The sequence below is a fragment of the Roseivivax sp. CAU 1761 genome (assembly GCF_054482755.1).
Genome location: NZ_JBTLRM010000018.1, coordinates 55,431 through 80,544, shown reverse-complemented (window position 1 = coordinate 80,544; position 25,114 = coordinate 55,431). Strand labels below are relative to the sequence as shown.

Sequence of the window (25,114 nt, the reverse complement as noted above, 5' to 3'; positions counted from 1 at the left end):
TCGCGGCGCGCCCGCGCGCCCGGCCGCGGCCCGAGCGGGCCGAGCCGGACTGGCCGGAAGGCGCCCGGCTGCGCGCCCTGACGGTGCGCGAGGCGCTGCGCGACGGCCTGACCGAGGAGATGCGCCGCGACGAGGCGGTGATCGTCATGGGCGAGGAGGTGGGCGAGCATCAGGGCACCTACAAGGTGACCCAGGGGCTGCGCGACGCCTTCGGCTCCGACCGGGTGCTCGACGCGCCGCCCTGCGAGCAGGGCCTGGCCGGGATCGGCATCGGCGCCGCCTTCGGCGGGCTGCGCCCGGTGGTGGAGTTCATGTCCATGGCCTTCGCGCTCCAGGCGCTTGACCAGATCGTGCAATCGGCGGCGATGACGCATTACATGTCGGGCGGCCGGCTGGCCTGCCCGATCGTGTTCCGCGGTCCCAACGGCACGGCCGGTCGGGTCGGCGCCCAGCATGCCGTCAGTCTCGCCGCCTGGATGGCGCATGTGCCGGGGCTGAAGGTGGCGGCGCCCTATTCCGCCTCGGACGCCAAGGGCCTGCTGAAGGCGGCGATCCGCGACCCCAACCCGGTGATCCTGCTGGAAAGCGAGACGCTCTACGGCCAGAGCTTCGACGTCCCCGATCTCGACGACCACGTGGTGCCGTTCGGCAAGGCGCGGCGCTGGCGCGCCGGCGACGACGTCACGCTGGTCAGCTACGGCATCGGCATGGTGGCGACGCTGGCCGCCGCCGAAACGCTGGCCGGCGAGGGCATCGAGGCCGAGGTCATCGACCTGCGCAGCCTGCGGCCGCTCGACAGCGCGGCGGTGATCGACAGCGTCCGGCGGACCAATCGCTGCGTCACGGTGGAGGATGGCTGGCCGGTCGGCGGCATCGGCGACCACCTCGGCGCGGTGCTGATGCGCGAGGCCTTCGACTGGCTCGACGCGCCGGTGCTGGCGGTGACAGGGGCGGACGTGCCGATGCCCTATGCCGAGGCGCTCGAGGCGGCGGCGCGCCCGTCGGCCGAGCAGGTCGTGGCGGCGGCGAAATCGGTGCTCTACCGATGAGCCGGGTCGAGGTGCGCGGCCGCGATGCCGGGGCCGAGGCCTACCGCATCCGCGTCGAGATCGACGGGCGGCAGGTATCGGCGCTGGTGCCGGAATGCCTGATGGCGGGGCTGCGCCCCGGCGACCGTCCGAGCCACCAGGAGGCCTATGAATGGATCGCGGCGCATCGCCGCGACCTGTCGCGCGCGGTGGGCGCGCTGGCCGCGGGCCGGCAGCCCCGCCCGCCTTACGACATCGTCACGCTGGAGACCGCCGGCGATGGCTGAACGGCTGCGCGCCTCGCCCCTGGCCCGCCGGCTGGCGCGCGAGGCCGGGATCGAACTGGCGCAACTTTCGGGCAGCGGCCCGGCGGGCCGCATCGTCGTCCGCGACCTGCCGGCCGAGGCCCGGACGGCGGAGGCCGCCGCGTCGCGCTCCTCCGCGGCAGCGACCGCGGGCGCCCCGGCCCAGGCGCCCGCGGCGGACCCCGCCCCGGCCGCGGCCGGCCCGACGCCAGAGGTTGCCGGAGTGCCGGTGACCTACACCCTCGCCCGGAGCGTGCCCGCCCGGACCTTCCTGCTGTTTCTGGAGGAATTCTCCCGCCGCGCGCCGCAGCGGACCGGGCACCTGCTCTGCCGCGCCGCCGACGCGGCCCGGTCCGAGACCGGCGCCCTGCCGGGCCCGGGAGCCGCGCTGCTCGATCCCGAGACGATGGACGTCGCCGGCGCCTCGGCGCTGGCCATCTGCGATCTGATGCAATCGGGGCTCGACCGCGCCATGCTGCCGGTCGTGGCGCCCGGGGCCGCCACGCTCAGCGTCGCGGGCCCCGGGCCCGAGAGCGCCGAGCCGCGCCTGTCGCTGGTGCTGACCGTCGATGCCGCGGCGCTGTCGCCGCGCCGCGGGGCGGCGTTCCTCGCCGCCATGGCCGAGCGCATCCTGCACCCGGCCGAGCTGTTCGTCTGAGCTGGGGCCCCTAGGGGCCCGGTCAGGCGCCGCCGCGAATCAGGTGATCCATGCTCACCGAGGGCTGGTCGCAGCCCGCCTCGCCGACGATCCGCGCCGGCACCCCGGCCACGGTCTTGCAGGGCGGCACGTCCGAGAGCACCACCGAGCCGGCCGCCACGCGGCTGCACTTGCCGACCTTGATGTTGCCCAGCACCTTGGCGCCGGCGCCGATCAGCACGCCGTCGCCGATCTTCGGGTGCCGGTCCTCTTCCTCCTTGCCGGTGCCGCCCAGCGTCACCGAATGCAGCATGGAGACGTTGTCGCCGACCACCGCGGTCTCGCCGATGACGATGGAATGGGCGTGGTCGATCATGATGCCGCGCCCGACCCGGGCGGCCGGGTGGATGTCGACCCCGAACACCTCGGAGCAGCGCATCTGGAAGAAATAGGCCAGGTCGCGGCGGCCCTGGACCCAGAGCCAGTGCGCCACGCGGTAGCATTGCAGCGCCTGGAAGCCCTTGAAGAAGAGCAGCGGCTGCAGGAAGCGCAGGCAGGCCGGGTCGCGCTCGTAGACCGCCACGATGTCGGCGCGGGCCGCCAGGGCGAGCTCGGGATCGGCACCGTAGGCCTCGTCGCAGATCTCGCGCAGGATCTGCTCGGACATCTCGCCCGAGGCGAGCTTCAGCGAGATCCGGTAGCCCAGCGCCCGCTCGATCGTCGGGTGGTGCAGGATCGACTGGTGCACCAGTCCGCCCAACAGCGGCTCGTCGATGACGGCCTGCTCGGCTTCGCGCATGATGCGGCCCCAGACGGGGTCGAGTTCGGCGATCTTGGCGCGCGTCTCAGCCATGATGTGCCTCCAGGTTGACGGCCAGAGTGTAGCAGATAGGCCCTCGGGCCGAAAACGCCAAGCCGTGCGGCGGGGAATCACGGAATGAAATGGATGCCGGCGCGGGTGCCGCCCCCGCAGCCCCGGGAGCCGTACTGGAGCCGCCCCGGCATCCCCAAAACCGTCCACCGCCAGCCCCGCTCTCGCCACAAAGCGCGTCCATACCGGCGCGGCATCCCCGCCCTTTCCGAGGAGCCCCGGCCCGTGAACATGCAGACCGCCGTCGTCGCCCCGCCGCCCCCCAAGCGGCTCGAGGACATGCAGCTGCCCGTGGTGATGATGCGCGACATCGTGCTCAAGACCATGTTCCGCAAGAGCACCGGAACGGTGAGCGCGCTGGCGCGGGCGATCTGCTTGCCGGTGCCGGTGACCCAGGAACTGGTGGACATGGCGCGGTCGCAGCGCCTGGTCGAGGCCATGGGCACCCTGTCGGCGGGCGCCGGCAGCGAGATGACCTATCAGCTCACCGACAGCGGCAAGGCGCGCGCCCTCGACGCGCTGTCGCAATCGGAATATTACGGCGCCATGCCGGTGCCGCTGGCCGCCTACCGCGAACAGATCGCCCGGCAATCGATCCGCAACGTGCAGATCACCCGCGACCAGCTGACCCGCGCCATGGGACATCTGGTGCTGCCGCCGGCGCTGCTCGACCATCTCGGCCCGGCGGTGAGCTCCGGGCGCTCGATCCTGATGTACGGCCCGCCCGGCAACGGCAAGTCGTCGATCTCCAACGGCGTGCGCGACGCCATCGGCGACCGCATCTACGTGCCCCGGGCCTTGGAATATGCCGGCCAGGTGATCACCGTCTACGATCCCATCGTGCACGCGGCCGCCAGCGAGGAGGCCGAGGACACCACCTCGCTGCGCCGCCGCACGCTCTACGATTCGCGCTACGTGCTGTGCCAGCGCCCCACGGTGATCACCGGCGGCGAGCTGTCGCTCGACATGCTCGACCTGGTCTACAACCCGACCGCCCGGACCTACCAGGCGCCGCTGCAGCTCAAGGCGACGGGGGGCATCTTCATCGTCGACGACCTCGGCCGCCAGGCCGAGCCGCCGCAGAAGCTGGTCAACCGCTGGATCGTGCCGCTGGAGGAATCCAAGGACATCCTGGCGCTGCAATCGGGCGAGAAGTTCGAGGTCCCTTTCGACACGCTGGTGATCTTTTCGACCAACTTCCACCCGAACGAGATCTTCGACCAGGCGGCCCTGCGGCGCATCTTCTTCAAGATCAAGATCGACGGTCCCGACCAGGAGAACTTCCTGAAGATCTTCGCGCTGGTGGCGCGCAAGAAGGGGCTGCAGCTCTGCGAACGCAGCCTCGTCTACCTGCTGAAATCGAAATACCCCGCCATCGGCAACGTCTTCGCCAATTACCACCCGGTCTTCCTGATCGACCAGATGATCGCGGTGTGCAATTTCGAGGGTGCGCCCTACAAGATGACCCCGGAACTCGTCGACCGGGCCTGGGCCAACATGTTCGTGCGCGACGAGGTGATCGTGAAGTGAGCCCGCTTGCAGCCGGCGGCGCGGGCTCCTAGCCTTTGCCGCGGATGCAGCGGGAGCGGACGATGAGCGTGAGCGTCAGCGAAGCCGGCTTCGAGGTCGATGCGGCCCTCCTCGCCGAGGCGTTCGGCCTGCCCGCCAAGGCGGTGCGCACGCTGATGCGCCAGGGCCGGATCACCAGCCGCTGCGAGACCGGCATGGACGAGGATGCCGGCCGCTTCCGGCTCACCTTCTACCATGACGGAAAGGCGCTGCGGCTGACGGTGGACGGCGCCGGCACGGTGCTCAAGCGCGCCACCTTCCCTGCCCACGCGCCGCGCGCCGGCGGCTGAGCCGCGCCCGGCTCAGCGTTCGCCGCGCGTCGCGGCCGTCTCCTCGACCGGGCGGGCGGCGGCGGCCTGCAGGCGCTCGCGGTGCACCACATAGGCGCCGGAGGCGAGGATGATCGCGGTGCCGGCCCAGGTCATGGCGTCCGGCAGGTCGCCGAACACCGCGTAGCCCACCAGCGTCGCGCCGACGATCTCGAGATACTGCATCGGCGCCAGCGTGCTGGCCTCGGCGCGGCTGAAGGCGAAGGCGATGAGCAGGAAGGTCAGCGCCGCCAGCGCCCCGGCTGCCAGCACCGCGCCCTGCGCCCAGAGCGGCGCGGCCAGCAGCGACGCCGCCTCCCGGCCCGCCAGCAGCGAGACCCCGTGCCCGGCCAGCAGCAGGCCGGCGGCGCAGAACGACGCGCCGAGCTGGAAGCTCAGGGGCGAGCGGTCGCGGGTGGCGCGGCGCACCACCACCATGTTGAGCGCATAGGCCAGCGCCGCCGCCGCCGGCAGCAGCGCCACCGGGCCGAACAGCGCGAAGTTGGGCCGGATCACCACCAGGGCGCCGACCAGCCCCACCGCCACCGCGGCGTAGCGGCGCGGCCCGGCGCGCTCGCCCAAAAGCGGGCCGGCCAGCGCCGTCAGCAGCAAGGGCTCGATGAAGAAGATCGCGATGGCGGTGGCGATCGGCATGACCTCGACGGCGCTGACCAGCGACAGCATGACCGCGATCACCAGCGCTCCCGAGAGCAGCGTGGCGCCGGTGACCAGATCCCGCAGCCGCCGCCGCATGACCAGCGCCAGCGGCAGGAAGAACGCCGCCTGGGCGACGGTGCGCCAGAGCGTGACGTCGAAGGGGCCGGCGATCGCCGTCAGGAGCTTGGAGAGCGCATCGCCCACCGGCAGCAACAGCATGGCCAGGCACATGGCCAGAAGCCCGGTCTGCCCGGAGGCGCGGGCGGCATGGGTCAGGGCGGTCATCTCGAAACCTTTCCGCGCAGGCATCCGGCCTGCGGCATCGGTCCGGGCGTACGGGACGGGTTGCGGAAGGCGGCCGCGCCGCCGCGGGCGACGCCATCGCCCGGCTTCCAGCTTCGCCTCTAGGCTCCCCGCGCGCCCCGGTCAATGCCGCCGACAGAGGCGTGCGGCGACCGGCGCAGCCGGGTCTCGTCGCGAAGGATGAAGGGGGGCTTGGTAGCGGAGGAGGGACTTGAACCCCCGACACGCGGATTATGATTCCGCTGCTCTAACCAACTGAGCTACTCCGCCAGAAGCGTGGCGCTGGGTACGGCAGGGGCCGGATTGGGTCAAGCGGAAAAATCGCCGCCATAGGCAGAATCCTCGGGGCCCGCTCCGGGGGCGTCGAGCGCCGCCCGGGCATGCTCGGCCATGTAGTCGAGAAACAGCGCCACCTTGGCGTCCTGCAGCCGCCGATGGGGATAGAGGCAGCCGAACAGCGCCGGTTCGGGCGGCGTCTCGGGCAGCACCTCGACGAGCCGGCCGGAGGCCAGGTCGGCGGCGACGTCGAAGCGCGGCTTCATGGCGATGCCGTGGCCGGCCCGCGCCCAGGCGGTCAGCATGTCGCCGTCATCGGCGTCGAAGCGGCCGGCGACGTCGAGCCGGCGCTTGCCCTCGGGGGTCTGCAGCACCCAGTAATATTCCGGCGAGCGCGGATAGCGCAGCAGCAGGCAATTGTGCGCCATCAGATCCTCGGGCCGCCCGGGCCGGCCGCGCGCGTCGAGATAGGCGGGCGCCGCCACCAGCACCCGGTCGCAATCGGCGATCTTGCGCAGGGTGAGGTTGGAATCCGACGGGTTGCCAAGGAAGAAGGCCACGTCGAGCCCGTCATTGAGGATGTCGACCCGGCGGTCGGTGAGCCTGAGGCGCAGCTCGGTCTCGGGGTAGCGGGCAGCGAAGTCCGGCACCAGCGGCCCGACGATGCGGCGCCCGATGCCGAGCGGCGCGGCGACCCTTATGGCGCCCCTCGGGGTGTGCGAGAAGGTCGCCACCACCGCCTCGGCGCGGTCCAGCCGGTCGAGCACCTCGCGCGCCTCCTCGTAGAAGACCCGGCCGACCTCGGTCGGGGTGAGCGAGCGCGTGGTGCGGTTGAAGAGCCGCACGCCGAGCCGCTGCTCGAGTTCCTTGATGCGGTTGCTGGCCACCGCCGGGGTCAGGCGCAGGTCGCGCCCGCCGGCGGTGATCGAGCCCAGCTCGACCACGCGTGCGAAGACCCGCAGGCTTTCCACGTAAGGCATTCCGGCTCCTCCCAGGCGCCAGTCTAGTGCAGCGCGGATCGGCCCGACTTTCAATGATGCGTAGAAAGAATTTACCGACTGCCTCGCTTATCAGGAGGTGTGCCTCGGCCCTACCCTGTTCGTGACGCGAATTGCGACCGCCACGGGGGGACCGTCCATGCCGCAGAACACCGAAATCCACAATGCCAGCCGCCGCACCGCCACCGAGGCGGGCATCCGCAGCACCATCCGCTTCGTGCTGAACGATGCCGAGGTCGCGCTGGAGGAGGTCGCGGCCACCGACACGCTGCTCGACCACCTGCGCCTGGCGCGCCGGCTGACCGGCACCAAGGAGGGCTGCGCCGAGGGCGATTGCGGCGCCTGCACGGTGCTGGTCGGCCGGCTCGCGAACGGCACCCTGCGCTACCAGCCGGTCAATGCCTGCATCCGCTTCCTCGCCACGCTGGACGGCTGCCACGTGGTCACGGTGGAGCATCTGCGCGGCGCCGATGGCGGGCTGCACCCGGTGCAGAAGGCGATGGTCGAGCATCACGGCAGCCAATGCGGCTTCTGCACGCCGGGCATCGTCATGTCGCTCTACGCGCTCTGGATGGAGGTGCCGGCGCCCAGCGTGGCGCAGATCGAGACCGCGCTGCAGGGCCATCTCTGCCGCTGCACCGGCTACGCGCCGATCATCCGCGCGGCCCAGGCCGCGGCCGGGCATGGCTCTCCGGCCGCCGACTGGCTGGCGACCGAGCGCGCCCGCCTGACCGAGACCCTGACCCGGCTCGCCGACGGCGCGCGGGTGGAGACCGGCCCCGCGGAGAACCGCGCGATCCTGCCCGCCGACGTCGACGATTTCGCCGCGCTGCTCGACGCCCACCCGGAGGCCACCATCGTCGCCGGCGCCACCGATGTCGGGCTCTGGGTCACCAAGATGCTGAAGCCCATCGGCCCGGCGCTCTTCATCGGCCATCTGGACGGGCTGCGTCGCATCGAGACCGGCCGGGACGCGGTCGAGATCGGCGCCGGCGTCAGCTACAGCGATTTCGCCCCGGTGATCGCCGAGCGTTTCCCGCATCTCGCCCCCTACTGGGACCGCATCGCCGGCTGGCAGGTGCGCAACATGGGCACGATCGGCGGCAACGTCGCCAACGGCTCGCCGATCGGCGACACGTCCCCGGTGCTGATCGCGCTGGGCGCCCGCGTCACCCTGCGCCGCGGCGACGCCCGCCGCACCCTGCCGCTGGAGGAGTTCTTCCTCGATTACGGCAAGCAGGACCGCGCGCCCGGCGAGTTCGTCGAGAGCCTGACCATCCCCCTGCCCCGGCCCGGCACCCGGCACGCCGCTTACAAGGTCTCGAAGCGCCGCGACGAGGATATCTCGGCGCTGGCCTGCGGCATCGCCGTTGACGTGGAGGGCGGCACCATCACCGGGGCACGCATCGCCTTCGGCGGCATGGCGGCGACGCCGAAGCGCGCCGCGGCGGCCGAGACGGCGCTGACCGGCGCGCCTTTCGCCGCCGAGAGCTTCGAGGCCGCGGCGCAAGCGCTGGAGGGCGATTACAGCCCGCTCAGCGACTGGCGCGCTTCGGCCGAATACCGGCGGCTGGCCGCCGCCAACCTGCTGCGCCGCTTCTGGCTGGAACAGGGCGCCGAGGCCCCGGTCCGGCTGAGCGCCTGAGCGGCCGAGGGAGGAGAGAGCAATGACCGACATGAACCCGATCCGCCGCGCCGTCCGCGGGGCCGTGCATACCAGCCTCGCCCATGACAGCGCCGCCAAGCACGTCACCGGCCGCGCCGAATATACCGACGACATCGCCGAGCCCGCCGGCACCCTGCACGCCTATCTCGGCGTCTCCGACATCGCCCATGGCCGGATCCTTTCGCTGGACCTCGCCGCAGTGCGCGCCGCGCCCGGCGTCGTCGACGTGCTGACCGCCGCCGACATTCCCGGCGCCAACGACATCAGCCCGACCGGGCGCGGCGACGACCCGGTCTTCCCCGAAAGCCTGATCGAGTATCACGGCCAGCCGCTCTTTGCCGTCATCGCCGAGACCCGCGATGCCGCCCGCCGCGCCGCGCTTCTGGCGCGGGTGGAGACCGAGGCGCTGCCGCACGCGCTCGACCCCGAGGCGGCGATCGCCGCCGGCTACCCCGAGGTCACGCCCGGCCTGACGCTGGCGCGCGGCGATCTCGAGACGGGGCGGGCCGCGGCGGAACACCGGGTCCGGGGCCAGCTCCGCGTCGGCGGGCAGGATCACATGTATCTCGAGGGCCAGATCTCCTTTGCCGTCCCCGGCGAGGATGACGAGGTCGCGGTGCATTGCTCGACCCAGCACCCGAGCGAGGCGCAGCACATGGTGGCGCATGTCCTCGGCGTGCCGTCGAACGCCGTCGCGGTGAACGTGCGCCGCATGGGCGGCGGCTTCGGCGGCAAGGAAAGCCAGATGAACCTCTTCGCCTGCGTCGCGGCGCTGGCGGCGAAGCGGCTGAACCGGCCGGTGAAGTGCCGCCCCGACCGCGACCAGGACATGACCGCGACCGGCAAGCGCCACGACTTCGTCATCGACTACGACCTGGCCTTCGACGGCGCGGGCCGGATCCAGGCGGTCGAGGGCCAGTTCGCGGCGCGCTGCGGCTTCTCCGCCGACCTCTCGGGCCCGGTCACCGACCGCGCGCTGTTCCACGCCGACAATGCCTATTTCTACCCCCATGTCCGCCTGCAAAGCCGGCCGATGAAGACCAACACGGTCTCCAACACCGCCTTCCGCGGCTTCGGCGGCCCGCAGGGCGTGGTCGCCGCCGAGCGCATGATCGAAGAGATCGCCTTTGCCCTCGGCCGCGACCCGCTCGACGTGCGCAAGGCCAATTTCTACCGCGACGGCGGCGATCTCACCCCCTATCACCAGCAGGTCACCGACAACGTCATCCTGCGGCTGGTCGAGGAGCTGGAGGAGCGTGCCGAGTACCGCGCCCGGCGCGAGGCGATCCGCGCCTTCAACGAGACCAGCCCGGTGATCCGCCGCGGCATCGCGCTGACCCCGGTGAAGTTCGGCATCTCCTTCACCGCGACGCATTACAACCAGGCCGGGGCGCTGATCCACGTCTACTCGGACGGCTCGATCCACCTCAACCACGGCGGCACCGAGATGGGCCAGGGGCTCAATACCAAGGTGGCGCAGGTGGTGGCGGACGCCTTCCAGGTCGATATCGACCGCATCCGCATCACCCGCACCACGACCGAGAAGGTGCCCAACACCTCGGCCACCGCCGCCTCCTCGGGCTCGGACCTGAACGGCATGGCGGCGCTCGACGCCGCCGAGCAGATCAAGGCGCGGCTCGTGGCCTTCGCCTGCGAGCGCTGGCAGGCCAGCCCGGAAGAGGTCGCCTTCCTGCCCAACGCGGTCGCCGTCAAGGGCGAGGAGATCGCCTTCGACGCGCTGGTCAAGGCCGCCTACATGGCCCGCGTGCATCTCTCGGCGGCGGGGTTCTACAAGACCCCGGACATCCACTGGGACCGCGCCCAGGGCAAGGGACGGCCGTTCTACTACTACGCCTACGGCGCCGCCTGCGCCGAGGTCGAGATCGACACCCTGACCGGCGAGAACCGGGTGCTGCGCGCCGACCTGCTGCACGATGTCGGCCGCTCGCTGAACCCCGATCTCGACCGCGGGCAGGTCGAGGGCGCCTTCGTGCAGGGCATGGGCTGGCTCACCACCGAGGAGCTGTGGTGGGACAACCGCGGCCGGCTCCGCACCCACGCCCCCTCGACCTACAAGATCCCGCTGGCCTCGGACGCGCCGCGCATCTTCAACGTCGACCTGGTGGCGTGGAACGCCAATGCCGAGCGCACCATCAAGCGCTCCAAGGCGGTGGGCGAGCCGCCCTTCATGCTCGGTGTCTCGGTGCTCGAGGCGCTGTCGATGGCGGTGGCCAGCGTCGACGGCTACCGCACCTGCCCCCGGCTCGACGCGCCGGCCACGCCCGAGCGCGTGCTGATGGCGGTGGAGCGCCTGCGGAGGGCCGGGTCGTGACCGCGCTCGCGGGCTTCCTCGACCGCCACGGCGCGCTGGTGCGGGTGCGGCTGGCGCGGGTCCGCGGCTCCTCCCCGCGCGAGGTGGGCGCGGAGATGATCGTCGCCGCCACCGCGCAGCACGGCACCATCGGCGGCGGGCGGCTGGAATGGATGGTGCTGGCCCGCGCCCGCGAGATGCTGGAAAGCGGCGCGCTGTCGGACCGCATGGACGTGCCGCTCGGCCCCGAGATCGGCCAGTGCTGCGGCGGCCGGGTGGAAATCGCCCTGACCCGCATGGGCCGGGCCGAGCGCCGCGCCGCGCTGGAGCGCGAGACCGCCGCCCGCGCCGCCCTGCCCGAGGTGCTGATCTTCGGCGCCGGCCATGTCGGCCGGGCGCTGGCGGCGCTGATGGCCCAGATGCCGGTGCGGGTGCTGCTGATCGACCCGCGCGCGGCCGAGCTGGCGCAGGCCGCGCCGGGCATCCCGACCCGCCTGACGCCGCTGCCCGAAGCCGCGGTGGACGAGGCCGGGCCGGGCAGCGCCTACATCGTCGCGACCCATGATCACGGGCTCGACTTCCTCTGCGCCGGCGCGGCGCTGGAGCGCGGCGACGCCGCCTATGTCGGGCTGATCGGGTCGAAGACCAAGCGCGCCAAGTTCGACCGCTGGTGCCGCGAGGCCGGCGACGGGCTCGCCACCGGGGCGCTGACCTGCCCGATCGGGGCCGGCGGCAGCCGCGACAAGCGCCCCGAGGTGATCGCGGCGCTGGTGCTCGCGGAAGTGATGACGGCGCTGACGGCGAACCCCGCCGCCGGCGCCGAACGGGGGGCGGCGCCGCCGGCGCGGCCCGTGACAGGGGAGGGCCTGCGCCGGGAGGGACCGCGCGCCTGAGCGCGCGGACGGCAGGGCCGGAGGACATCAAAGGGAGGAGCCGGGCGATGCGCACCGGAACATACGACTACAAGCTTTTCACGCGGAACGATTCCAGCGCCTTCTGGGCGCTGTTCACCGACAACCTCGTCAACCTGATCGTGCTGTCGGGGATCTGCCAGTTCGTCTTCGGCATGCCGGCCGAGATCGTCTATGGCCGCATCCTGCCCGGCGCGGCGGTGGCCATCGTCGCCGGCGTCGCGGTCTATGCCTGGCTCGCCCGGCGCACCGCGCGGGCCACCGGGCGCGACGTCACCGCCCTGCCCTACGGCATCTCCACGCCGGTGATGTTCGTCTACCTGTTCGGCGTCATCGGGCCGATCTACTGGTCGACGCAGGACGCCGTGCTGGCCTGGCAGGTCGGCATCGCCGCGGGCTTCATGGGCGGCATCGTCGCCGCCATGGGCGCGCTGGTCGGGCCCTGGCTGAAGCGGGTGACGCCGCGCGCCGGCATGCTCGGCACGCTTTGCGGCATCGCGCTGGTCTTCATCGGCACCGTGCCCTTGGCCACCGTGTTCGAGGACCCGTTCGTCGGCTTCGCCTCGCTGATCATCATCCTCTGGGGCCTCGTCGGCCGCTTCCGCCTGCCCTTCGACGTGCCGGCGGGCCTGCTGGCCCTGATCGTCGGCACCGTCGTGGCGTTGCTCCTGGGCAAGGCCGAGATCGACGTCTCCGGCGTCGGCTTCTACCCGCCGCTGCCGTGGTTCGGCGACATGGCGGTGGGCCTGCAGCACCTCTTCGCCAATCCCGAGCTGTTCCTCGTGCTGGTGCCGGTGCAGATCTACAACTTCATCGAGACCATGAACAACGTCGAGAGCGCCGAGGCGGTGGGCGACCGCTACCCGGTCGGGCTCTGCCAGGTCACCGACGGCGCCGGCACCATGCTGGGCGCGCTGTTCGGCTCGCCCTTCCCGACCACCGCCTATATCGGCCACCCGGCCTACAAGCGGATGGGCGCCCATGCCGGCTACATCATCGCCGTGGGCACGGTGATCCCGCTGGCCGCGATCTTCGGGCTGCTGGCCTTCCTCAACGCGCTGATCCCGGCCGCCGCGGCCGCCCCGGTGCTGGTCTTCGTGGCGCTGAGCCTGATCACCAACACCGCGCAATCGGTGAAGCCCGCGCACATGGCCGCCGTCACCATCGCCATGATGCCGCATGTCTCGAGCTTCCTCGTCACCAAGTGGGGCTCGATGATGGGCGCGCTCGGCGCCTCTGGGGTCGAGGGCCTGCCGGCGCTTGGCGACGAGGCCTTCACCGCGGCGCTGGCGCAGCAGGGCGCGCATTACACCGGCCATCTGCTGCTCAGCCAGGGCGCGATCCTGACCGGCCTGATCTGGGGCGCCATCGTGGCCAGCCTGATCGACGGCCGCTTCCGCATCGCCGCGGGCTTCGCGCTGGCCGCCGCGACGATGTCCTCGGCCGGGATCATCCATGCCGCGACGCTGCAATGGCCGACCCTGACCCCGGTCGCCGCGGGCTACCTGATCGCCGGCGCGTTCCTGGCCATCTACCCGCTCTTCCACCGCGACGACGCCCGGGCCGACGACGCCCCGGCCCCGGCCGCACCGGACCTGCAACCCGGCGAATGACCCGATGACGGGGCGGCCCGGCGCCGCCCCGTCCCCTGCCAGAGAGAGACCCGCCATGACCGCCCCCGACCTGCTGATCCGCGGCCGCGTCCTGACCTTTCACCGCGCCCCCGAGGGCGCCGAGGATCACGCCGCCTACACCTATCACGAGGACGGCGCGCTGCTGGTCCGCGACGGCCGCATCGCCGCCTGCGGTCCGCATGACGACATCGCGCCGCAGGCCGCCGGCGCCACCATCCACGACCACCGCCCGCACCTCGTCACCGCGGGCATGATCGACACCCATGTGCATTTCCCGCAGGTGCAGGTGATCGCCTCCTGGGGGGCGCAGCTCCTCGACTGGCTCACCAACCACACCTTCCCGGCCGAGCTTGCCTTTGCCGATCCCGACCACGCCGCCGCCATGGCCCGCGCCTTCTGCGACCTGCTGCTGGCGCATGGCACCACCACGGCGGTGGCCTTCGGCTCGGTCCACCCGACCTCGGTCGAGGCGCTGTTCACCGAGGCGCTGGCCCGCGACATGCGGCTGATCGCCGGCAAGGTGATGATGGACAGCCACGCCCCCGAGGGCCTGCGCGACACCGCGCAGACCGGCTACGACGACAGCCGCGCGCTGATCGAGCGCTGGCACGGCCGCGGCCGGCTGGGCTACGCCATCACCCCGCGCTTCGCGCTGACCTCCTCGCCGGCGCAGCTCGAGGCCGCCGGCGCGCTCGCCGCCGAACACCCGGACTGCCACATCCAGACCCACCTGTCGGAGAACCGCGCCGAGATCGCCCGCGCCGCCGAGCTCTATCCCGACGCGCCCGACTATCTCGGCATCTACGAGGCCTTCGGGCTGGTGCGCCGGAACACCCTGCTGGGCCACGCCATCCACCTCACCGACCGCGAGATCGGCGCGCTGGCCGAGCGTGACGCCCGGCCGGTCTTCTGCCCGACCTCGAACCTGTTCCTGGGCTCCGGGCTCTTTGATGCCGGCGGGCTGGCGGCGCGCGGCATCACCGCGGGCGTCGCCACCGATATCGGCGCCGGCACCTCCTATTCGATGCTCGCCACCATGGGCGAGGCCTACAAGGTGCTGCAGCTCCGCGGCCAGGCCCTGCACCCCTTCGCCGCCTTCGACTGGGCGACCCGCGGCAATGCCGCGGCGCTGGGGCTGGCCGACCGCATCGGCACGCTGGCGCCCGGCACCGAGGCCGACATCGCGGTGCTGAACCCGCGCGCCACCCCGGCGATGGCGCTGCGCGCGGCGCGCGCCGAGAGCCTGGCCGAGGAGCTCTTCATCCTGCAGGTGATGGCCGACGACCGCGCGGTCGAGGAGGTCTACCTCGCCGGCCGCGCCCAGATCCGGGGCCGCGCCCCGGCGCGGCGCCACGCCGCCTGACCCTCAGGGGGCGGCGAGATCGGGATCGCCGCCCACCGCCTGGCTGAGCTGCCGCGCCGCCGCCTTGACCCGGTCGGCCAGCGCCGTCACCGCGGTCTCCGAGACCCGACTGGTCGGCCCCGAGACCGACAGCCCGGCCACCGCCTCGCCATGGGCGTCGAAGACCGGGGCGGCGACGCAGCGCATGCCCAGGGTCTTCTCCTCGCCGTCAAGCGCCCAGCCCCGGGCGCGGCTCAGCGCCAGCTCGGTCTCGAGCGCCGCGGGATCGCAGAAGGTGTGCGGGGTGAAGCGCTCCAGCGGCGCCGCCGCCAGCCGCCGCGCCCGCCGCTCCGCCGGCATGTGCGCCAGCAGCGCCTTGCCGATCCCCGAAGCGTGCATCGGCGACAGCGTTCCGGGCGGAAAGAAGGCGCGGATGCTGGCCTGGGTCTCGACCTGGCTCACGAACAGAACCGAGGCGCCCTGCGCGATGCCCAGATTGGCGGTCTCCCCGGTCTCCTCCATCAGCTCGCGCAGCACCGGGCGGGCGCGTTCGACGAGGCTGGTGCGGCGCAGGAACCGGGCGCCGATGACGAAGGCGCGGGCGCCCACATGCCAGAGCTGGCTGGCGGCGTCGAACTCCACCAGGCCGCGGCCCTCGAGCGTCACCAGGATGCGGTAGAGCGTCGCCGGCGACTGGTCGAGATCGGCGGCCAGGGTCGACAGCGCGGCGCCGGGCTGGTCGCTCAGATGCTCGAACACCTCCATGGCGCGGTCCAGCGACTTGATGGTGTTCTGCTCGGTCTTGTCCTCCCAGCCGCGCGGCCGACCGCGCGCCCGCCTGCCAGAGCCATTCTTCGCCGTTTCCATCGACATCCTCGCGCGTTCCCGAAAAACGATTTCACCTTATGAAAAAACCAAGCCACTGGCAACGCGGCACAAAGTATGCACACTGCATTTCTGAAAAACGATTTCAAAAAAATGGCGCGACTCGGGGGGTGCCGGTTACTCTGGACGGGACAGCAAAGGAGACGGTCCATGAGCTTCCAGAATCCGGTCTTCATCCCCGGCCCGACGAACATCCCGGAATCGCTCCGCAAGGCCTGCGACATGCCGACCATCGACCACCGCTCGCCGCTTTTCGGGCGCATCCTGCACCCGGCCCGCGCCGGCGTGCGCGAGGTGCTGAAGAGCGAGGAGGCGGCGATCTTCCTCTTCCCCTCCACCGGCACCGGCGGCTGGGAGACGGCGCTGACCAACACGCTGTCGCCCGGCGACGGCGTCGTCGCGGCGCGCAACGGCATGTTCTCGCACCGCTGGATCGACATGTGCCAGCGCCACGGGCTGGACGTCACGGTGATCGAGACCGCCTGGGGCGACGGCTTGCCGGCCGAGCGCTACGAGGAGGTCCTGCGCGCCGACAAGGGCCACAAGATCAAGGCGGTGCTCGCCACCCACAACGAGACCGCGACCGGCGTCCGCTCCGACATCGCGGCCCTGCGCCGGGCCATCGACGCGGCCGGCCACCCGGCCCTGCTGATGGTCGACGGCGTGTCCTCGATCGGCTCGATGGATTTCCGCTTCGACGAATGGGGCGTCGACGTCGCCGTCACCGGCAGCCAGAAGGGCTTCATGCTGCCCCCCGGGCTCGCCATCATCGGCTTCTCCGGCAAGGCGCTGGCGGCGCGCGAGACCGCCGCCCTGCCGCGCACCTTCTTCGACACCCGCGACATGGAGAAGGGCTACGCCGCCTCGGCCTATCCCTACACCCCCGCCGTGGGTCTGCTGAACGGGCTCAACGAGGCCTGCCGCATGCTGCTCGACGAGGGTCTGGAGAACGTCTTCGCCCGCCATACCCGCATCGCCGAGGGCGTGCGCGCAGCGGTCCGGGCCTGGGGGCTCGAACTCTGCGCCAGCGCGCCGGAATTCTACTCCGACACGGTCAGCGCCATCCGCACCCCCGAGGGCTTCGACGCCAGCCGCATCGTCAGCCACGCCGCCGAGACCTACGGCGTCGCCTTCGGCACCGGGCTGGGCGAGGTCGCGGGCAAGGTCTTCCGCATCGGCCATCTCGGCAGCCTGACCGACGTCATGACGCTCTCGGGCATCGCCACCGCCGAGATGTGCATGGCCGATCTGGGCCTCGACATCACGCTGGGCTCCGGCGTCGCCGCCGCCCAGGCGCATTACCGCACCAACCGCAACCCGGCGCTCGCCGCCGCCGCGTGACAGAGGATCCGATGCTCGACTCCCCGATGACGGCCGAGACCCCGGCCGCCGCCCTCACCCTCGACGACATGCGCGCCGCGCATGACCGCATCCGCGCCCATATCCGCCGCACCCCGGTGCTGCGCTCGGACCATCTCGACCGGCTGGCCGGGGCGGAGCTGCTGTTCAAGTGCGAGAACCTGCAGGAGGCCGGCGCCTTCAAGGTGCGCGGCGCCACCAACGCGGTGATGGGCCTCGACGAGGCCACGGCGCGGCGCGGCGTGGCCACCCACAGCTCCGGCAACCACGCCCTGTCGCTGTCCTGGGCGGCCGGGCGCCGCGGCATTCCCTGCCACGTGGTGATGCCGCACACCGCGCCCGAGGCCAAGAAGGACGCGGTGCGCCGCTATGGCGGGCAGGTCACCGAATGCGAGCCCTCGACCTCCTCGCGCGAGGTGACCTTCGCCCGCATCCAGGAGGAGACCGGCGCCGAGTTCGTCCATCCCTACAACGACCCGCGGGTGATCTGCGGCCAGGCCACCTGCTCTGCCGAGCTGCTCGAGCAGGCGGAAGAGATGGGCGGTCCGCTCGACGCCGTGGTGGCGCCGATCGGCGGCGGCGGCATGATTTCGGGCACCTGCCTGACGGTGTCGCAGCTGGCGCCCGGGACGCGGATCTACGCCGCCGAGCCCGAACAGGCCGACGATGCCGCGCGCTCCTTCCGCGCCGGCCACATCATCGCCGACGACGCCCCGGTCACCGTGGCCGACGGGCTGAAGGTGCCGCTGAAGGAGAACACCTGGCACTTCGTCTCGCGCCATGTCAGCGACATCCAGACCGTCTCGGAGGAGGAGATCGTCGCCGCGATGAAGCTGATCTGGAAGCACCTGCGCATCGTCGCCGAGCCGTCGAGCGCGGTGCCGCTGGCCGCCGTGCTGAAGCATCCCGAAACCTATCGCGGCCGGCGCACCGGCATCGTCGTCACCGGCGGCAATGTCGATCTCGACCGCCTGCCCTGGACCATCTGAGAAGGAGAGCGCCCATGAACGCCCCGATCAAGACGCCCGAAAGCTTCGACAATCTCGAGGTCGGCTACGACATCCCGGCCCATATCGGCATGGATGAGGGCCAGATCCAGACGCCCTGCCTGATGCTCGATCTCGACGCGCTGGAGCGCAACATCGTCAAGATGGGCGACTATGCCAAGGCGCATGGCATGCGCCACCGCGTGCACGGCAAGATGCACAAGTCGGTCGATGTCGCCCGGCTGCAGATCGAGAAGGGCGGCGCCTGCGGCGTGTGCTGCCAGAAGGTCTCGGAGGCCGAGGTCTTCGCCCGCGGCGGCATCACCGACGTGATGGTGTCGAACCAGGTCACCGACCCGGCCAAGATCGACCGCCTGGCCCGCCTGCCCAAGCTCGGCGCCCGCACCCTGGTCTGCGTCGACGACATCGACAACGTCGCCGATCTCTCCGCCGCCGCGCAGCGCCACGGCACCGAGATCGAGGCGCTGGTGGAGATCGATTGCGGCGCCGGGCGCTGCGGCGTCACCAGTACCCCGGCGGTGGTCGAGATCGCCCGCGCCATCGACGCCGCGCCGGGCCTGAAATTCGCCGGCCTCCAGGCCTATCAGGGCGCCATGCAGCACCTCGACAGCTACCAGGACCGCAAGGCTAAGATCGACGTCGCCGTGGCCCAGGTCCGCGACGCGGTGGAGGCGCTGAAGGCCGAGGGACTGGACTGCGACATCGTCGGCGGCGGCGGCACCGGCAGCTACTATTTCGAGAGCGCCTCGGGCGTCTACAACGAGCTGCAATGCGGCTCCTACGCCTTCATGGACGCCGATTACGGCCGCATCCTCGACGCCGAGGGCCGCCGCATCGACCGCGGCGAATGGGAGAACGCGCTGTTCATCCTGACCACGGTGATGAGCCACGCCAAGGCCGACAAGGCGATCGTCGATGCCGGGCTCAAGGCGCAGTCCGTCGACAGCGGCCTGCCGGTGATCTTCGGCCGCGACGACGTCGAATACGTCAAGTGCTCGGACGAGCACGGCGTGGTCGCCGATCCGTCCGGCGCGCTGCGGGTCAACGACCGGCTGCGGCTGGTGCCGGGCCATTGCGACCCGACCTGCAACGTCCACGACTGGTATGTCGGGGTCCGCGGCGGCCGGGTCGAGGCGCTCTGGCCGGTCTCGGCCCGCGGCAAGGCCTACTGAGCCGCGCCGCCGCACCCACCGCGCCCGGACCCCGCGGCCCGGGCGCGCTCCGTTTCCGGCCGGGCGCTCCGCCGATCCGCGGCGCCCGGCCCCTGCCCGTTCCGAGGAGGTTCCGATGATCATCGTCCCCGAAAAGGACATCGCCCAGCTGATGACCCGCGACGCCGCCTATGCCGCGGTGGAGAGGGTCTTCGCCGCCATGGCGGCCGAGGAGGCCTACAACTTTCCCGTCGTGCGCGAGGCGCTGGGCCACGAGGAGGCGCTCTACGGCTTCAAGGGCGGGTTCGACCGCGCCGGCGCCACGCTCGGCCTGAAGGCCGGCGGCTACTGGCCGCAGAACCTCGAGAAGCGCGGCCTGATCAACCACCAGTCGACGATCTTCCTGTTCGACCCCGATACCGGGCGGCCCTCGGCGATGGTCGGCGGCAACCTGCTGACGGCGCTGCGCACCGCCGCAGCGGCGGCGGTGTCGATCAACCACCTGGCGCGGCCCGACGCGCGCGTGCTCGGCATGGTCGGGGCCGGGCACCAGGCCGGCTTCCAGCTCCGTGCGGCGCTGGAGCAGCGCGACTTCGAAAAGGTCATCGCCTGGAACCTGCATCCCGAGATGCTGCCCAATCTCGAGAAGGTCGCCGCCGAGGCCGGCCTGCCCTTCGAGGCGGTCGACCTCGCCGGGCTGCGCGCGGCCGACGTGATCGTCACCATCACCTCGTCCTTCGCCCCCACCCTGATGGCCGAGCATGTCGGCCCCGGCACCCATCTCGCCTGCATGGGCACCGACACCCGCGGCAAGCAGGAGGTCGAGCCCGCCCTTCTGGCCCGCGCCACGGTGTTCGCCGACGAGGTGGCGCAATCGGTCAGCCTCGGCGAGGCCCAGCACGCGGTGGCTGAGGGCCTGATCCGCGAGGCCGACATCACCCCGATCGGCGCGGTGATCAACGGGCGCCATCCCGGCCGCCAAAGCGCCGAGGAGATCACCCTCTTCGACGGCACCGGGGTCGGGCTGCAGGACCTCGCCGTGGCCGCCGCCGTGGTCGACCTTGCCCGCCGCTCCGGCGGGGCGCTGGAGGTCGAGATCTGAGATCACGGGAGGCCGGCCCGCGCCACGCCGCAGGACCCGCGCCGCGGTCCTGCCGCGGACGCAGGACGCCCCGCTTTCCCGCCGGCGCTTCGGGGCCGTCCGGGATGCGGGGCGGCTGCCGCCCCCCCCGGCGCAGGACGCGGCCGCGCCGGCATGACGTCCGGCACTCCCGCCAGCCCTGCGGAACCGATCGGCGCTGCGCCGCCCCCGGCCCCCGGCACGGTCATGGCGCGGCCGGCTGATCCCGGCCGGGCTTTGGCCGAATGACAAAGGGCCGCCCCTCGGGGCGGCCCTTGGCGTGCCGGGACGGTGCGGCCATCAGCGGCGCGGATCGTCGCTGTCGTCCTCGTCGTCCTCGTCGTCGTCGGAATCCGGCAAGTTGAAGAAGGCGTCGGCGTCGGAATAATCCTCCTTGCCGCGGCGAGGCTCGTCGTCCTCGTCGTCGCGCGGATCGCTGAGGCTGAAGGTTTCCAGCCCCTCGATCGCCGACGGCAGCCGCGGTTCCGGCTCCATCGACAGGCTCTGCTCGGTCGAGACCAGCTTGCGGCGGGCATCGTCGTCCATCACCGCGCCCTGCTTCTTCGACGCCTTCTGGATGGCGTCGTCGAGCTCGCTCTGCCGGCACAGGCCCAGCGCCACCGGGTCGATCGGCTGGATGTTCTGGATGTTCCAGTGGGTGCGGTCGCGGATCGCCTGGATCGTCGGCTTGGTGGTGCCCACCAGCTTGCCGATCTGGCCGTCCGACAGTTCCGGGTGGAACTTCACCAGCCAGAGGATCGCCGCCGGGCGGTCCTGGCGCTTGCTGAGCGGGGTGTAGCGCGGGCCGCGGCGCTTCTCCTCGTCGCGGGCTGCCGGGTTGAACTTCATCTTCATCCGGTAGCTCGGATTGCCCTCGGCGCGCTCGATCTCGCTCTGGTCGAGCTGGTTGTTGGCGACCGGGTCGAAGCCCTTGACGCCGCCCGCGACGTCGCCGTCGGCAATGCCCTGGACTTCCAGCTCGTGCATCTCCGTGAAGGCGGCGATCTGCTGGAAGGTCAGCGTGGTGTTGTCCACGAGCCAGACGGCGGTGGCCTTGGGATGCAAGAGCTTGGCCATGTCGTTCGTCTCCTTGCGCAAGTCTTCTCGGGCTCCCGGGGTCTCGGCCCTGGGAGGTCCCGGGGGGCCGGGACGGGTTTCCGTTGTCGGGGAACTCGGGCGCTATATAGTGGCCGCGGCAGCGGGAGGGAAGAGCAAATGCACCGGCGCGCGGCGCTGATCCTGGCGGCGATGCTGGCCCTGCCGGGCCTTGCGGCCCGCGCCGAGGGCGACGCGGCCGGGCGTTTCGACTATTACGTGCTGGCGCTGAGCTGGTCGCCCAGCTGGTGCGCGCTCGAGGGCGAGGCCCGCGACGCGCCGCAATGCGACCGGCCGCTGGGATGGGTGCTGCACGGGCTCTGGCCGCAATATGCCGAAGGCTGGCCGTCCTATTGCCCGACCGAGGCCCGGCCGCCGTCGCGCCGGATGACCGCCGCGATGGCCGACATCATGGGCTCGGGCGCCTCGGCCTGGCACCAGTGGAAAAAGCACGGCACCTGTTCCGGGCTCTCGGCCGAGGAATATTTCGACGCCGCCCGCCAGGCCTTCGAGGCGGTGCGCCGCCCCGCGGCGCTGCGCCGGCTGGAGGCGCCGGTGACGCTGCCGGCGCGGCTGGTGGAGGAGGCGTTCCTCGAGGCCAATCCCGGGCTTATGGCCGACGGCATCACCATCACCTGCCGCTCCGGGCGCATCCAGGAGGCGCGGCTCTGCCTGACCCGAGACCTCGCGCCGCGGCGCTGCGGCGCCGACGTGATCCGCGATTGCCGCCAGCAGGACGCGCTGCTCGACCCGGTGCGCTGACCGGTGTGCCAAACCCCGCGGCGCGGCGGCGCGGTCAGCGGCAGGCCAGCGCCCGGGCGGCGGCGGCGGCGCTCCACGGCCCCCCGTCGCGCGCCGTGAGCGCCGTGCCGTCGAAGCCCACCCGCATCAGGCGGCGCCAGCCGGCATCGGCCAGCACCAGGTCCGGCCGGCCGCCGCAGCGCCGCAGGCCGCCGGCGATCGCGTCCTCGCCGATGCGGTGGTTGGTCAGGCCCGCGCGGCTGGCGATCTCCACCAGCCGGTCGCCCTCGAGCCGCACGAGGCGCAGGATGCGGGCCAGGTGCGGGCGGTCGACATAGGCGATCTCGACCCGCCCGTCGCCGTCGAGATCGGCGGCCCCGGCCGGCGCCAGCCAGCGGTTCGGCCGGCCGATGAAGGCGGTGGCGGCGCGCCGGCCCCCGGGCCCCCAGATTGCCAGCCGGGCGCCGCGGTCGAGCGCGGTCTCGACCACCACGACCTCCGGGGCGCCGTCGCCGTCGACATCCCAGAGCCGCGGCGCCAGATCCTCGAAGACCATGGCGCGGGGCAGGCGGGCGCGCAGCACGCTGCCATCGGTGCGGGTGATCTCCAGCCCGCCCCATTCCAGCGCGTCGCCGAGGATGGCGTGGCCGTAGCGGTCGGTGGGATCGGTGAAGCGCGCCGCGGCGATCTCCGCGGCCCCGGCGCCGGTCGCGGCCGGCCACAGGCCCGCCGCCAGCAGCGCGCCGCGGGCGAGACGCCGCCACCGGCGTCCGGGCCGGCGCGGCGCCCGGCTCAGATCTGCTTCTCCGGCATGCGCACGACCAGCCCGTCCAGCGCGTCGGTGACCTTGATCTGGCAGGTCAGCCGCGACCGCGCCGGGTCGGGCTCGTAGGCGAAGTCCAGCATGTCCTCCTCCATGTCGTCCTTGGCCGGCAGCTTCTCCACCCAGGCCGGGTCGACATAGACGTGGCAGGTCGAGCAGGCGCAGGCGCCGCCGCAATCGGCCTCGATGCCGGGAATGTTGTTGTCGCGGGCCCCCTCCATCACGGTCAGCCCGTTCGCCACCTCGACCACGTGCTCGGTGCCGTTGTGCTCGATATAGGTGATCTTCGCCATCTGAGCTCTCTCCGGTTTCGACGTCGAGGCCTTGGGTAAAGAAGCCCGGGCCGGGCTTCCAGCGGTTTCGCCCGGGGCTTGGCGCGCCGGGGAAGATGTTCTACTTATGTTCCATGACGCTCGCCCCGCCCCCACCGCCCTCCGGCGCCCCCGCCCGGATCGTCTCCACCCGGATCGTCTCCACCCCGGGCGGCGCCCTTCAGGCCGGCCCCAGCCCGGGCGCCCCCGCTCCCGGCCCGGCCGCCCGCGGCGCCCCGCCGCGGCGCTGGCCGCGCCCGCCCTCCTGCCTCTGCGCCGGCGATCTCGACCTGCCGCCCGGCGGCGCGCGGGTGGCGGTGGCCGGGCTGGTGATCCTGCGCCAGCGCCCGGGCACCGCCAAGGGGGTGATCTTCCTGACCCTCGAGGACGAGACCGGGGTGATCAACGTCATCGTCTGGCGCAGCCTCTACGAACGCTTCCGCCGCGCGGTGATCGCCGGGCGCATGCTGCGGGTCACCGGCCGGGTGCAGCGCGATTCGGGCGTCACCCATGTCATCGCCGAGGCGGTGGAGGACATCTCGCACCTGCTCGACCGGCTGCTCGACCCGGCCTGAGGGCGGCCTGACGGAGGGGCGCGGGGGCCCCGGTTGCGCGGCGGGGGCGCTGCCCCCACACCCCCGGGATATTTCCACTCAGAAGAAGGGGAGGCAGGGGGATGCGGCGGGGCGGGTTTCCGCGGCCTTTGCGGGGCGATATGGTCGGCGCCGACAGCGCTCCCCCGGAAGACCCGCCCAGATGTTGCAGCCCGCCTTTCCGTTTCCCCGCCGCGGCCTCGCCGCGCTCCTCGCCGCGGCGGCGCTGGCGGGCTGCGCCGCGCCCGCGGCGCCGCCCTCCGGCGCGGTGCCGGAGGCGGTGGCGGACGAAACGGGGCGCTGCTGGGCCACCGACCTGGTGCCGGCGATCTACGAGCAGGTGCCCGGGCAGGTCCAGGTCGTACAGGCCGAGATCGCCCCCGACGGCAGCGTGATCCGGCCGCCGATCTACCGCAACGCCCCCGTGCCCCGGGTCGTGCGGCCGCGCGGCACGCTGCGCTTCGAGGCGCCCTGCCCGGCCGCGCGCACGCCGGATTTCGACGCCTCGGTGCAGCGCGCGCTCAAGGTCCGGGGCTATTACGCGGGGCCGGTGAACGGCATGGTCGACGCCGCCACCAGCGCCGCGATCCGCCGCTACCAACGCGCCCGCGGGCTCGACAGCGGCAAGCTGTCGCTCGAGACCGCGCGGGCGCTGGGGCTGGTGGCGGTCGACCTGCCCGACGGCTGAGCCGCCGCCCTGTCCGGCCGGGCGGGCCCGGCGGGAGGCTCAGAACGCGTCCGGCTTGGCCTCGCGCGCCATGTGGTCGAGCACGGCGTTGACGAAGCGGCTCTCGCGGCCCTCGGGATAGAACGCCTTGGCGATCTCCACGTATTCCACGATCACCACCTTGGGTGGCGTGTCGGTGGTCACGAATTCCGCCCCGGCGGCGCGGAACAGCGCCCGCAGCGTCGGGTCGATGCGCTGGATCGGCCATTTCGCCACCAGCGCGCGGTCGGTCATCTGGTCGATCCGCGCCTGCCAGTTCACCGCCTCGTCGAGCACCAGGCGGAAATGATCGACATCGGCGTCGATCATCTCGTCGCCCTCCTCGAGCTCGAGCCCGAAGCGGTGCGCCAGGAATTCCTCGCGCACCTGGTCGGCAGAGAGGTCGGAATGCTCCATCTGGAACAGCGCCTGCACCGCGTGCAGGCGCGCCGCCGAGCGGCGCAGCTTCTTCATCTGTCGGGCCTGGGGGGGGGGGGGGGGGGGGGG

The 25,114-nt window shown here is 72.2% G+C and carries 25 protein-coding genes and 1 tRNA gene; 17 read left to right on the top strand and 9 right to left on the bottom strand.

From position 1 onward, the window contains the following. The 3 genes from ACXYMW_RS12445 to ACXYMW_RS12435 all read left to right on the top strand — a co-directional run. Positions 1–1,049 (top strand): pyruvate dehydrogenase complex E1 component subunit beta (locus ACXYMW_RS12445; RefSeq protein WP_459035650.1); only part of this gene is annotated, 1,049 nt, incomplete at its 5' end. Continuing rightward, on the top strand, positions 1,046–1,315 hold the full coding sequence (locus ACXYMW_RS12440; RefSeq protein WP_459035649.1) for a hypothetical protein: 270 nt from the start codon (positions 1,046–1,048) through the stop codon (positions 1,313–1,315). The genes ACXYMW_RS12445 and ACXYMW_RS12440, both read left to right, overlap by 4 nt. Next, positions 1,308–1,991 carry an E3 binding domain-containing protein gene (locus ACXYMW_RS12435; protein ID WP_459035648.1) on the top strand — a complete coding sequence of 228 codons (684 nt, stop codon included), beginning with the start codon at positions 1,308–1,310 and terminating at the stop codon, positions 1,989–1,991. The genes ACXYMW_RS12440 and ACXYMW_RS12435 overlap by 8 nt, the downstream gene beginning before the upstream one ends. Positions 1,992–2,013: 22 nt before the next feature. On the opposite strand, the gene cysE is transcribed toward ACXYMW_RS12435, so the two are convergent. Then, positions 2,014–2,823 (bottom strand): serine O-acetyltransferase, encoded by an 810-nt coding sequence (gene cysE / locus ACXYMW_RS12430; protein ID WP_459035647.1) that lies wholly within the window; start codon positions 2,821–2,823, stop codon positions 2,014–2,016. A 243-nt stretch (positions 2,824–3,066) separates the two neighbouring features. Here cysE and ACXYMW_RS12425 point away from each other — a divergent pair, with 243 nt between their 5' ends. Together ACXYMW_RS12425 and ACXYMW_RS12420 are read left to right on the top strand one after the other, a co-directional pair. After that, positions 3,067–4,371 (top strand): P-loop NTPase family protein, encoded by a 1,305-nt coding sequence (locus ACXYMW_RS12425; RefSeq protein ID WP_459035646.1) that lies wholly within the window; start codon positions 3,067–3,069, stop codon positions 4,369–4,371. A gap of 62 nt (positions 4,372–4,433) precedes the next feature. Continuing rightward, on the top strand, positions 4,434–4,700 hold the full coding sequence (locus ACXYMW_RS12420; protein WP_459035645.1) for a DUF6522 family protein: 267 nt from the start codon (positions 4,434–4,436) through the stop codon (positions 4,698–4,700). A 12-nt stretch (positions 4,701–4,712) separates the two neighbouring features. Here the strand turns inward: ACXYMW_RS12420 and ACXYMW_RS12415 are convergent, their stop codons facing one another. The 3 genes from ACXYMW_RS12415 to ACXYMW_RS12405 form a co-directional block, all read right to left on the bottom strand. Further along, positions 4,713–5,660 carry a DMT family transporter gene (locus tag ACXYMW_RS12415; protein WP_459035644.1) on the bottom strand — a complete coding sequence of 316 codons (948 nt, stop codon included), beginning with the start codon at positions 5,658–5,660 and terminating at the stop codon, positions 4,713–4,715. A gap of 211 nt (positions 5,661–5,871) precedes the next feature. Next, a tRNA-Met gene (locus tag ACXYMW_RS12410) sits at positions 5,872–5,948 on the bottom strand. Between the two features lie 38 nt (positions 5,949–5,986). Continuing rightward, entirely contained in the window at positions 5,987–6,934 is a 948-nt protein-coding gene (locus tag ACXYMW_RS12405) for a LysR family transcriptional regulator (RefSeq protein WP_459035643.1), read from the bottom strand. 157 nt (positions 6,935–7,091) lie between these two features. Here ACXYMW_RS12405 and xdhA point away from each other — a divergent pair, with 157 nt between their 5' ends. Genes xdhA through guaD form a run of 5 tightly spaced genes read left to right on the top strand, consistent with a single transcriptional unit; the run spans position 7,092 to position 14,837 of the window. Next, entirely contained in the window at positions 7,092–8,597 is a 1,506-nt protein-coding gene (gene xdhA / locus ACXYMW_RS12400; protein ID WP_459035642.1) for a xanthine dehydrogenase small subunit, read from the top strand. Between the two features lie 22 nt (positions 8,598–8,619). Further along, a complete protein-coding gene (gene xdhB / locus ACXYMW_RS12395) occupies positions 8,620–10,950 on the top strand; it encodes a xanthine dehydrogenase molybdopterin binding subunit (RefSeq protein ID WP_459035641.1) in 2,331 nt (776 codons plus the stop codon). Further along, positions 10,947–11,822 (top strand): xanthine dehydrogenase accessory protein XdhC, encoded by an 876-nt coding sequence (xdhC, locus tag ACXYMW_RS12390; RefSeq protein WP_459035640.1) that lies wholly within the window; start codon positions 10,947–10,949, stop codon positions 11,820–11,822. Before xdhB ends, xdhC begins: the two co-directional genes overlap by 4 nt. A 47-nt stretch (positions 11,823–11,869) precedes the next feature. Beyond that, the gene (locus ACXYMW_RS12385; RefSeq protein ID WP_459035639.1) at positions 11,870–13,453 is read left to right on the top strand and encodes a xanthine/uracil/vitamin C permease; all 1,584 of its coding nucleotides are present in this window, start codon (positions 11,870–11,872) and stop codon (positions 13,451–13,453) included. Positions 13,454–13,508: 55 nt separating this feature from the next. Continuing rightward, entirely contained in the window at positions 13,509–14,837 is a 1,329-nt protein-coding gene (gene guaD / locus ACXYMW_RS12380) for a guanine deaminase (RefSeq protein WP_459035638.1), read from the top strand. A 3-nt stretch (positions 14,838–14,840) separates the two neighbouring features. Here the strand turns inward: guaD and bhcR are convergent, their stop codons facing one another. Continuing rightward, complete coding sequence (gene bhcR, locus ACXYMW_RS12375) at positions 14,841–15,683, bottom strand: HTH-type transcriptional regulator BhcR (protein ID WP_459035637.1); 843 nt, start codon at positions 15,681–15,683, stop codon at positions 14,841–14,843. Between the two features lie 168 nt (positions 15,684–15,851). On the opposite strand from bhcR, the gene bhcA reads away from it, so the two are divergent. The 4 genes from bhcA to bhcD all read left to right on the top strand — a co-directional run bounded on the left by bhcA (position 15,852) and on the right by bhcD (position 20,320). Further along, the gene (gene bhcA, locus ACXYMW_RS12370) at positions 15,852–17,042 is read left to right on the top strand and encodes an L-aspartate--glyoxylate aminotransferase BhcA (RefSeq protein ID WP_459035636.1); all 1,191 of its coding nucleotides are present in this window, start codon (positions 15,852–15,854) and stop codon (positions 17,040–17,042) included. Between the two features lie 11 nt (positions 17,043–17,053). Continuing rightward, entirely contained in the window at positions 17,054–18,049 is a 996-nt protein-coding gene (gene bhcB, locus ACXYMW_RS12365; RefSeq protein ID WP_459035635.1) for a beta-hydroxyaspartate dehydratase BhcB, read from the top strand. Between the two features lie 14 nt (positions 18,050–18,063). Then, positions 18,064–19,239, top strand: a complete 1,176-nt coding sequence (bhcC, locus tag ACXYMW_RS12360; protein ID WP_459035634.1) for a 3-hydroxy-D-aspartate aldolase BhcC — start codon at positions 18,064–18,066, stop codon at positions 19,237–19,239. 115 nt (positions 19,240–19,354) lie between these two features. Then, a complete protein-coding gene (gene bhcD, locus ACXYMW_RS12355) occupies positions 19,355–20,320 on the top strand; it encodes an iminosuccinate reductase BhcD (protein WP_459035633.1) in 966 nt (321 codons plus the stop codon). 318 nt (positions 20,321–20,638) lie between these two features. Here bhcD and ACXYMW_RS12350 read toward each other — a convergent pair whose 3' ends face one another. Next, positions 20,639–21,415 (bottom strand): DUF1013 domain-containing protein, encoded by a 777-nt coding sequence (locus tag ACXYMW_RS12350; RefSeq protein WP_459035632.1) that lies wholly within the window; start codon positions 21,413–21,415, stop codon positions 20,639–20,641. Between the two features lie 138 nt (positions 21,416–21,553). On the opposite strand from ACXYMW_RS12350, the gene ACXYMW_RS12345 reads away from it, so the two are divergent. Beyond that, complete coding sequence (locus tag ACXYMW_RS12345) at positions 21,554–22,195, top strand: ribonuclease T2 family protein (protein ID WP_459035631.1); 642 nt, start codon at positions 21,554–21,556, stop codon at positions 22,193–22,195. A 34-nt stretch (positions 22,196–22,229) separates the two neighbouring features. Here the strand turns inward: ACXYMW_RS12345 and ACXYMW_RS12340 are convergent, their stop codons facing one another. Both ACXYMW_RS12340 and ACXYMW_RS12335 read right to left on the bottom strand, forming a co-directional pair. Beyond that, complete coding sequence (locus ACXYMW_RS12340) at positions 22,230–22,757, bottom strand: FG-GAP repeat domain-containing protein (RefSeq protein ID WP_459035630.1); 528 nt, start codon at positions 22,755–22,757, stop codon at positions 22,230–22,232. A gap of 209 nt (positions 22,758–22,966) precedes the next feature. Then, positions 22,967–23,290, bottom strand: coding sequence for a 2Fe-2S iron-sulfur cluster-binding protein (locus tag ACXYMW_RS12335; RefSeq protein WP_459035629.1), 324 nt, complete (start codon positions 23,288–23,290; stop codon positions 22,967–22,969). Positions 23,291–23,403: 113 nt separating this feature from the next. Here ACXYMW_RS12335 and ACXYMW_RS12330 point away from each other — a divergent pair, with 113 nt between their 5' ends. Both ACXYMW_RS12330 and ACXYMW_RS12325 read left to right on the top strand, forming a co-directional pair. After that, on the top strand, positions 23,404–23,883 hold the full coding sequence (locus ACXYMW_RS12330) for an OB-fold nucleic acid binding domain-containing protein (RefSeq protein WP_459035628.1): 480 nt from the start codon (positions 23,404–23,406) through the stop codon (positions 23,881–23,883). A 181-nt stretch (positions 23,884–24,064) separates the two neighbouring features. Continuing rightward, positions 24,065–24,589, top strand: coding sequence for a peptidoglycan-binding domain-containing protein (locus ACXYMW_RS12325; RefSeq protein WP_459035627.1), 525 nt, complete (start codon positions 24,065–24,067; stop codon positions 24,587–24,589). Positions 24,590–24,628: 39 nt separating this feature from the next. On the opposite strand, the gene nusB is transcribed toward ACXYMW_RS12325, so the two are convergent. Beyond that, complete coding sequence (gene nusB / locus ACXYMW_RS12320) at positions 24,629–25,081, bottom strand: transcription antitermination factor NusB (RefSeq protein WP_459035626.1); 453 nt, start codon at positions 25,079–25,081, stop codon at positions 24,629–24,631. Positions 25,082–25,114: the final 33 nt, after the last annotated feature.

Bases quoted from the DNA above. Each gene is read 5' to 3' on its own strand.
- ACXYMW_RS12440 (WP_459035649.1), top strand. From the start codon at position 1,046: ATGAGCCGGGTCGAGGTGCGCGGCCGCGATGCCGGGGCCGAGGCCTAC.
- ACXYMW_RS12435 (WP_459035648.1), top strand. From the start codon at position 1,308: ATGGCTGAACGGCTGCGCGCCTCGCCCCTGGCCCGCCGGCTGGCGCGC.
- cysE (WP_459035647.1), bottom strand. From the start codon at position 2,823: ATGGCTGAGACGCGCGCCAAGATCGCCGAACTCGACCCCGTCTGGGGC.
- ACXYMW_RS12420 (WP_459035645.1), top strand. From the start codon at position 4,434: ATGAGCGTGAGCGTCAGCGAAGCCGGCTTCGAGGTCGATGCGGCCCTC.
- ACXYMW_RS12415 (WP_459035644.1), bottom strand. From the start codon at position 5,660: ATGACCGCCCTGACCCATGCCGCCCGCGCCTCCGGGCAGACCGGGCTT.
- ACXYMW_RS12405 (WP_459035643.1), bottom strand. From the start codon at position 6,934: ATGCCTTACGTGGAAAGCCTGCGGGTCTTCGCACGCGTGGTCGAGCTG.
- xdhA (WP_459035642.1), top strand. From the start codon at position 7,092: ATGCCGCAGAACACCGAAATCCACAATGCCAGCCGCCGCACCGCCACC.
- xdhB (WP_459035641.1), top strand. From the start codon at position 8,620: ATGACCGACATGAACCCGATCCGCCGCGCCGTCCGCGGGGCCGTGCAT.
- ACXYMW_RS12385 (WP_459035639.1), top strand. From the start codon at position 11,870: ATGCGCACCGGAACATACGACTACAAGCTTTTCACGCGGAACGATTCC.
- guaD (WP_459035638.1), top strand. From the start codon at position 13,509: ATGACCGCCCCCGACCTGCTGATCCGCGGCCGCGTCCTGACCTTTCAC.
- bhcR (WP_459035637.1), bottom strand. From the start codon at position 15,683: ATGGAAACGGCGAAGAATGGCTCTGGCAGGCGGGCGCGCGGTCGGCCG.
- bhcA (WP_459035636.1), top strand. From the start codon at position 15,852: ATGAGCTTCCAGAATCCGGTCTTCATCCCCGGCCCGACGAACATCCCG.
- bhcB (WP_459035635.1), top strand. From the start codon at position 17,054: ATGCTCGACTCCCCGATGACGGCCGAGACCCCGGCCGCCGCCCTCACC.
- bhcC (WP_459035634.1), top strand. From the start codon at position 18,064: ATGAACGCCCCGATCAAGACGCCCGAAAGCTTCGACAATCTCGAGGTC.
- bhcD (WP_459035633.1), top strand. From the start codon at position 19,355: ATGATCATCGTCCCCGAAAAGGACATCGCCCAGCTGATGACCCGCGAC.
- ACXYMW_RS12350 (WP_459035632.1), bottom strand. From the start codon at position 21,415: ATGGCCAAGCTCTTGCATCCCAAGGCCACCGCCGTCTGGCTCGTGGAC.
- ACXYMW_RS12345 (WP_459035631.1), top strand. From the start codon at position 21,554: ATGCACCGGCGCGCGGCGCTGATCCTGGCGGCGATGCTGGCCCTGCCG.
- ACXYMW_RS12335 (WP_459035629.1), bottom strand. From the start codon at position 23,290: ATGGCGAAGATCACCTATATCGAGCACAACGGCACCGAGCACGTGGTC.
- ACXYMW_RS12330 (WP_459035628.1), top strand. From the start codon at position 23,404: ATGACGCTCGCCCCGCCCCCACCGCCCTCCGGCGCCCCCGCCCGGATC.
- ACXYMW_RS12325 (WP_459035627.1), top strand. From the start codon at position 24,065: ATGTTGCAGCCCGCCTTTCCGTTTCCCCGCCGCGGCCTCGCCGCGCTC.
- nusB (WP_459035626.1), bottom strand. From the start codon at position 25,081: ATGAAGAAGCTGCGCCGCTCGGCGGCGCGCCTGCACGCGGTGCAGGCG.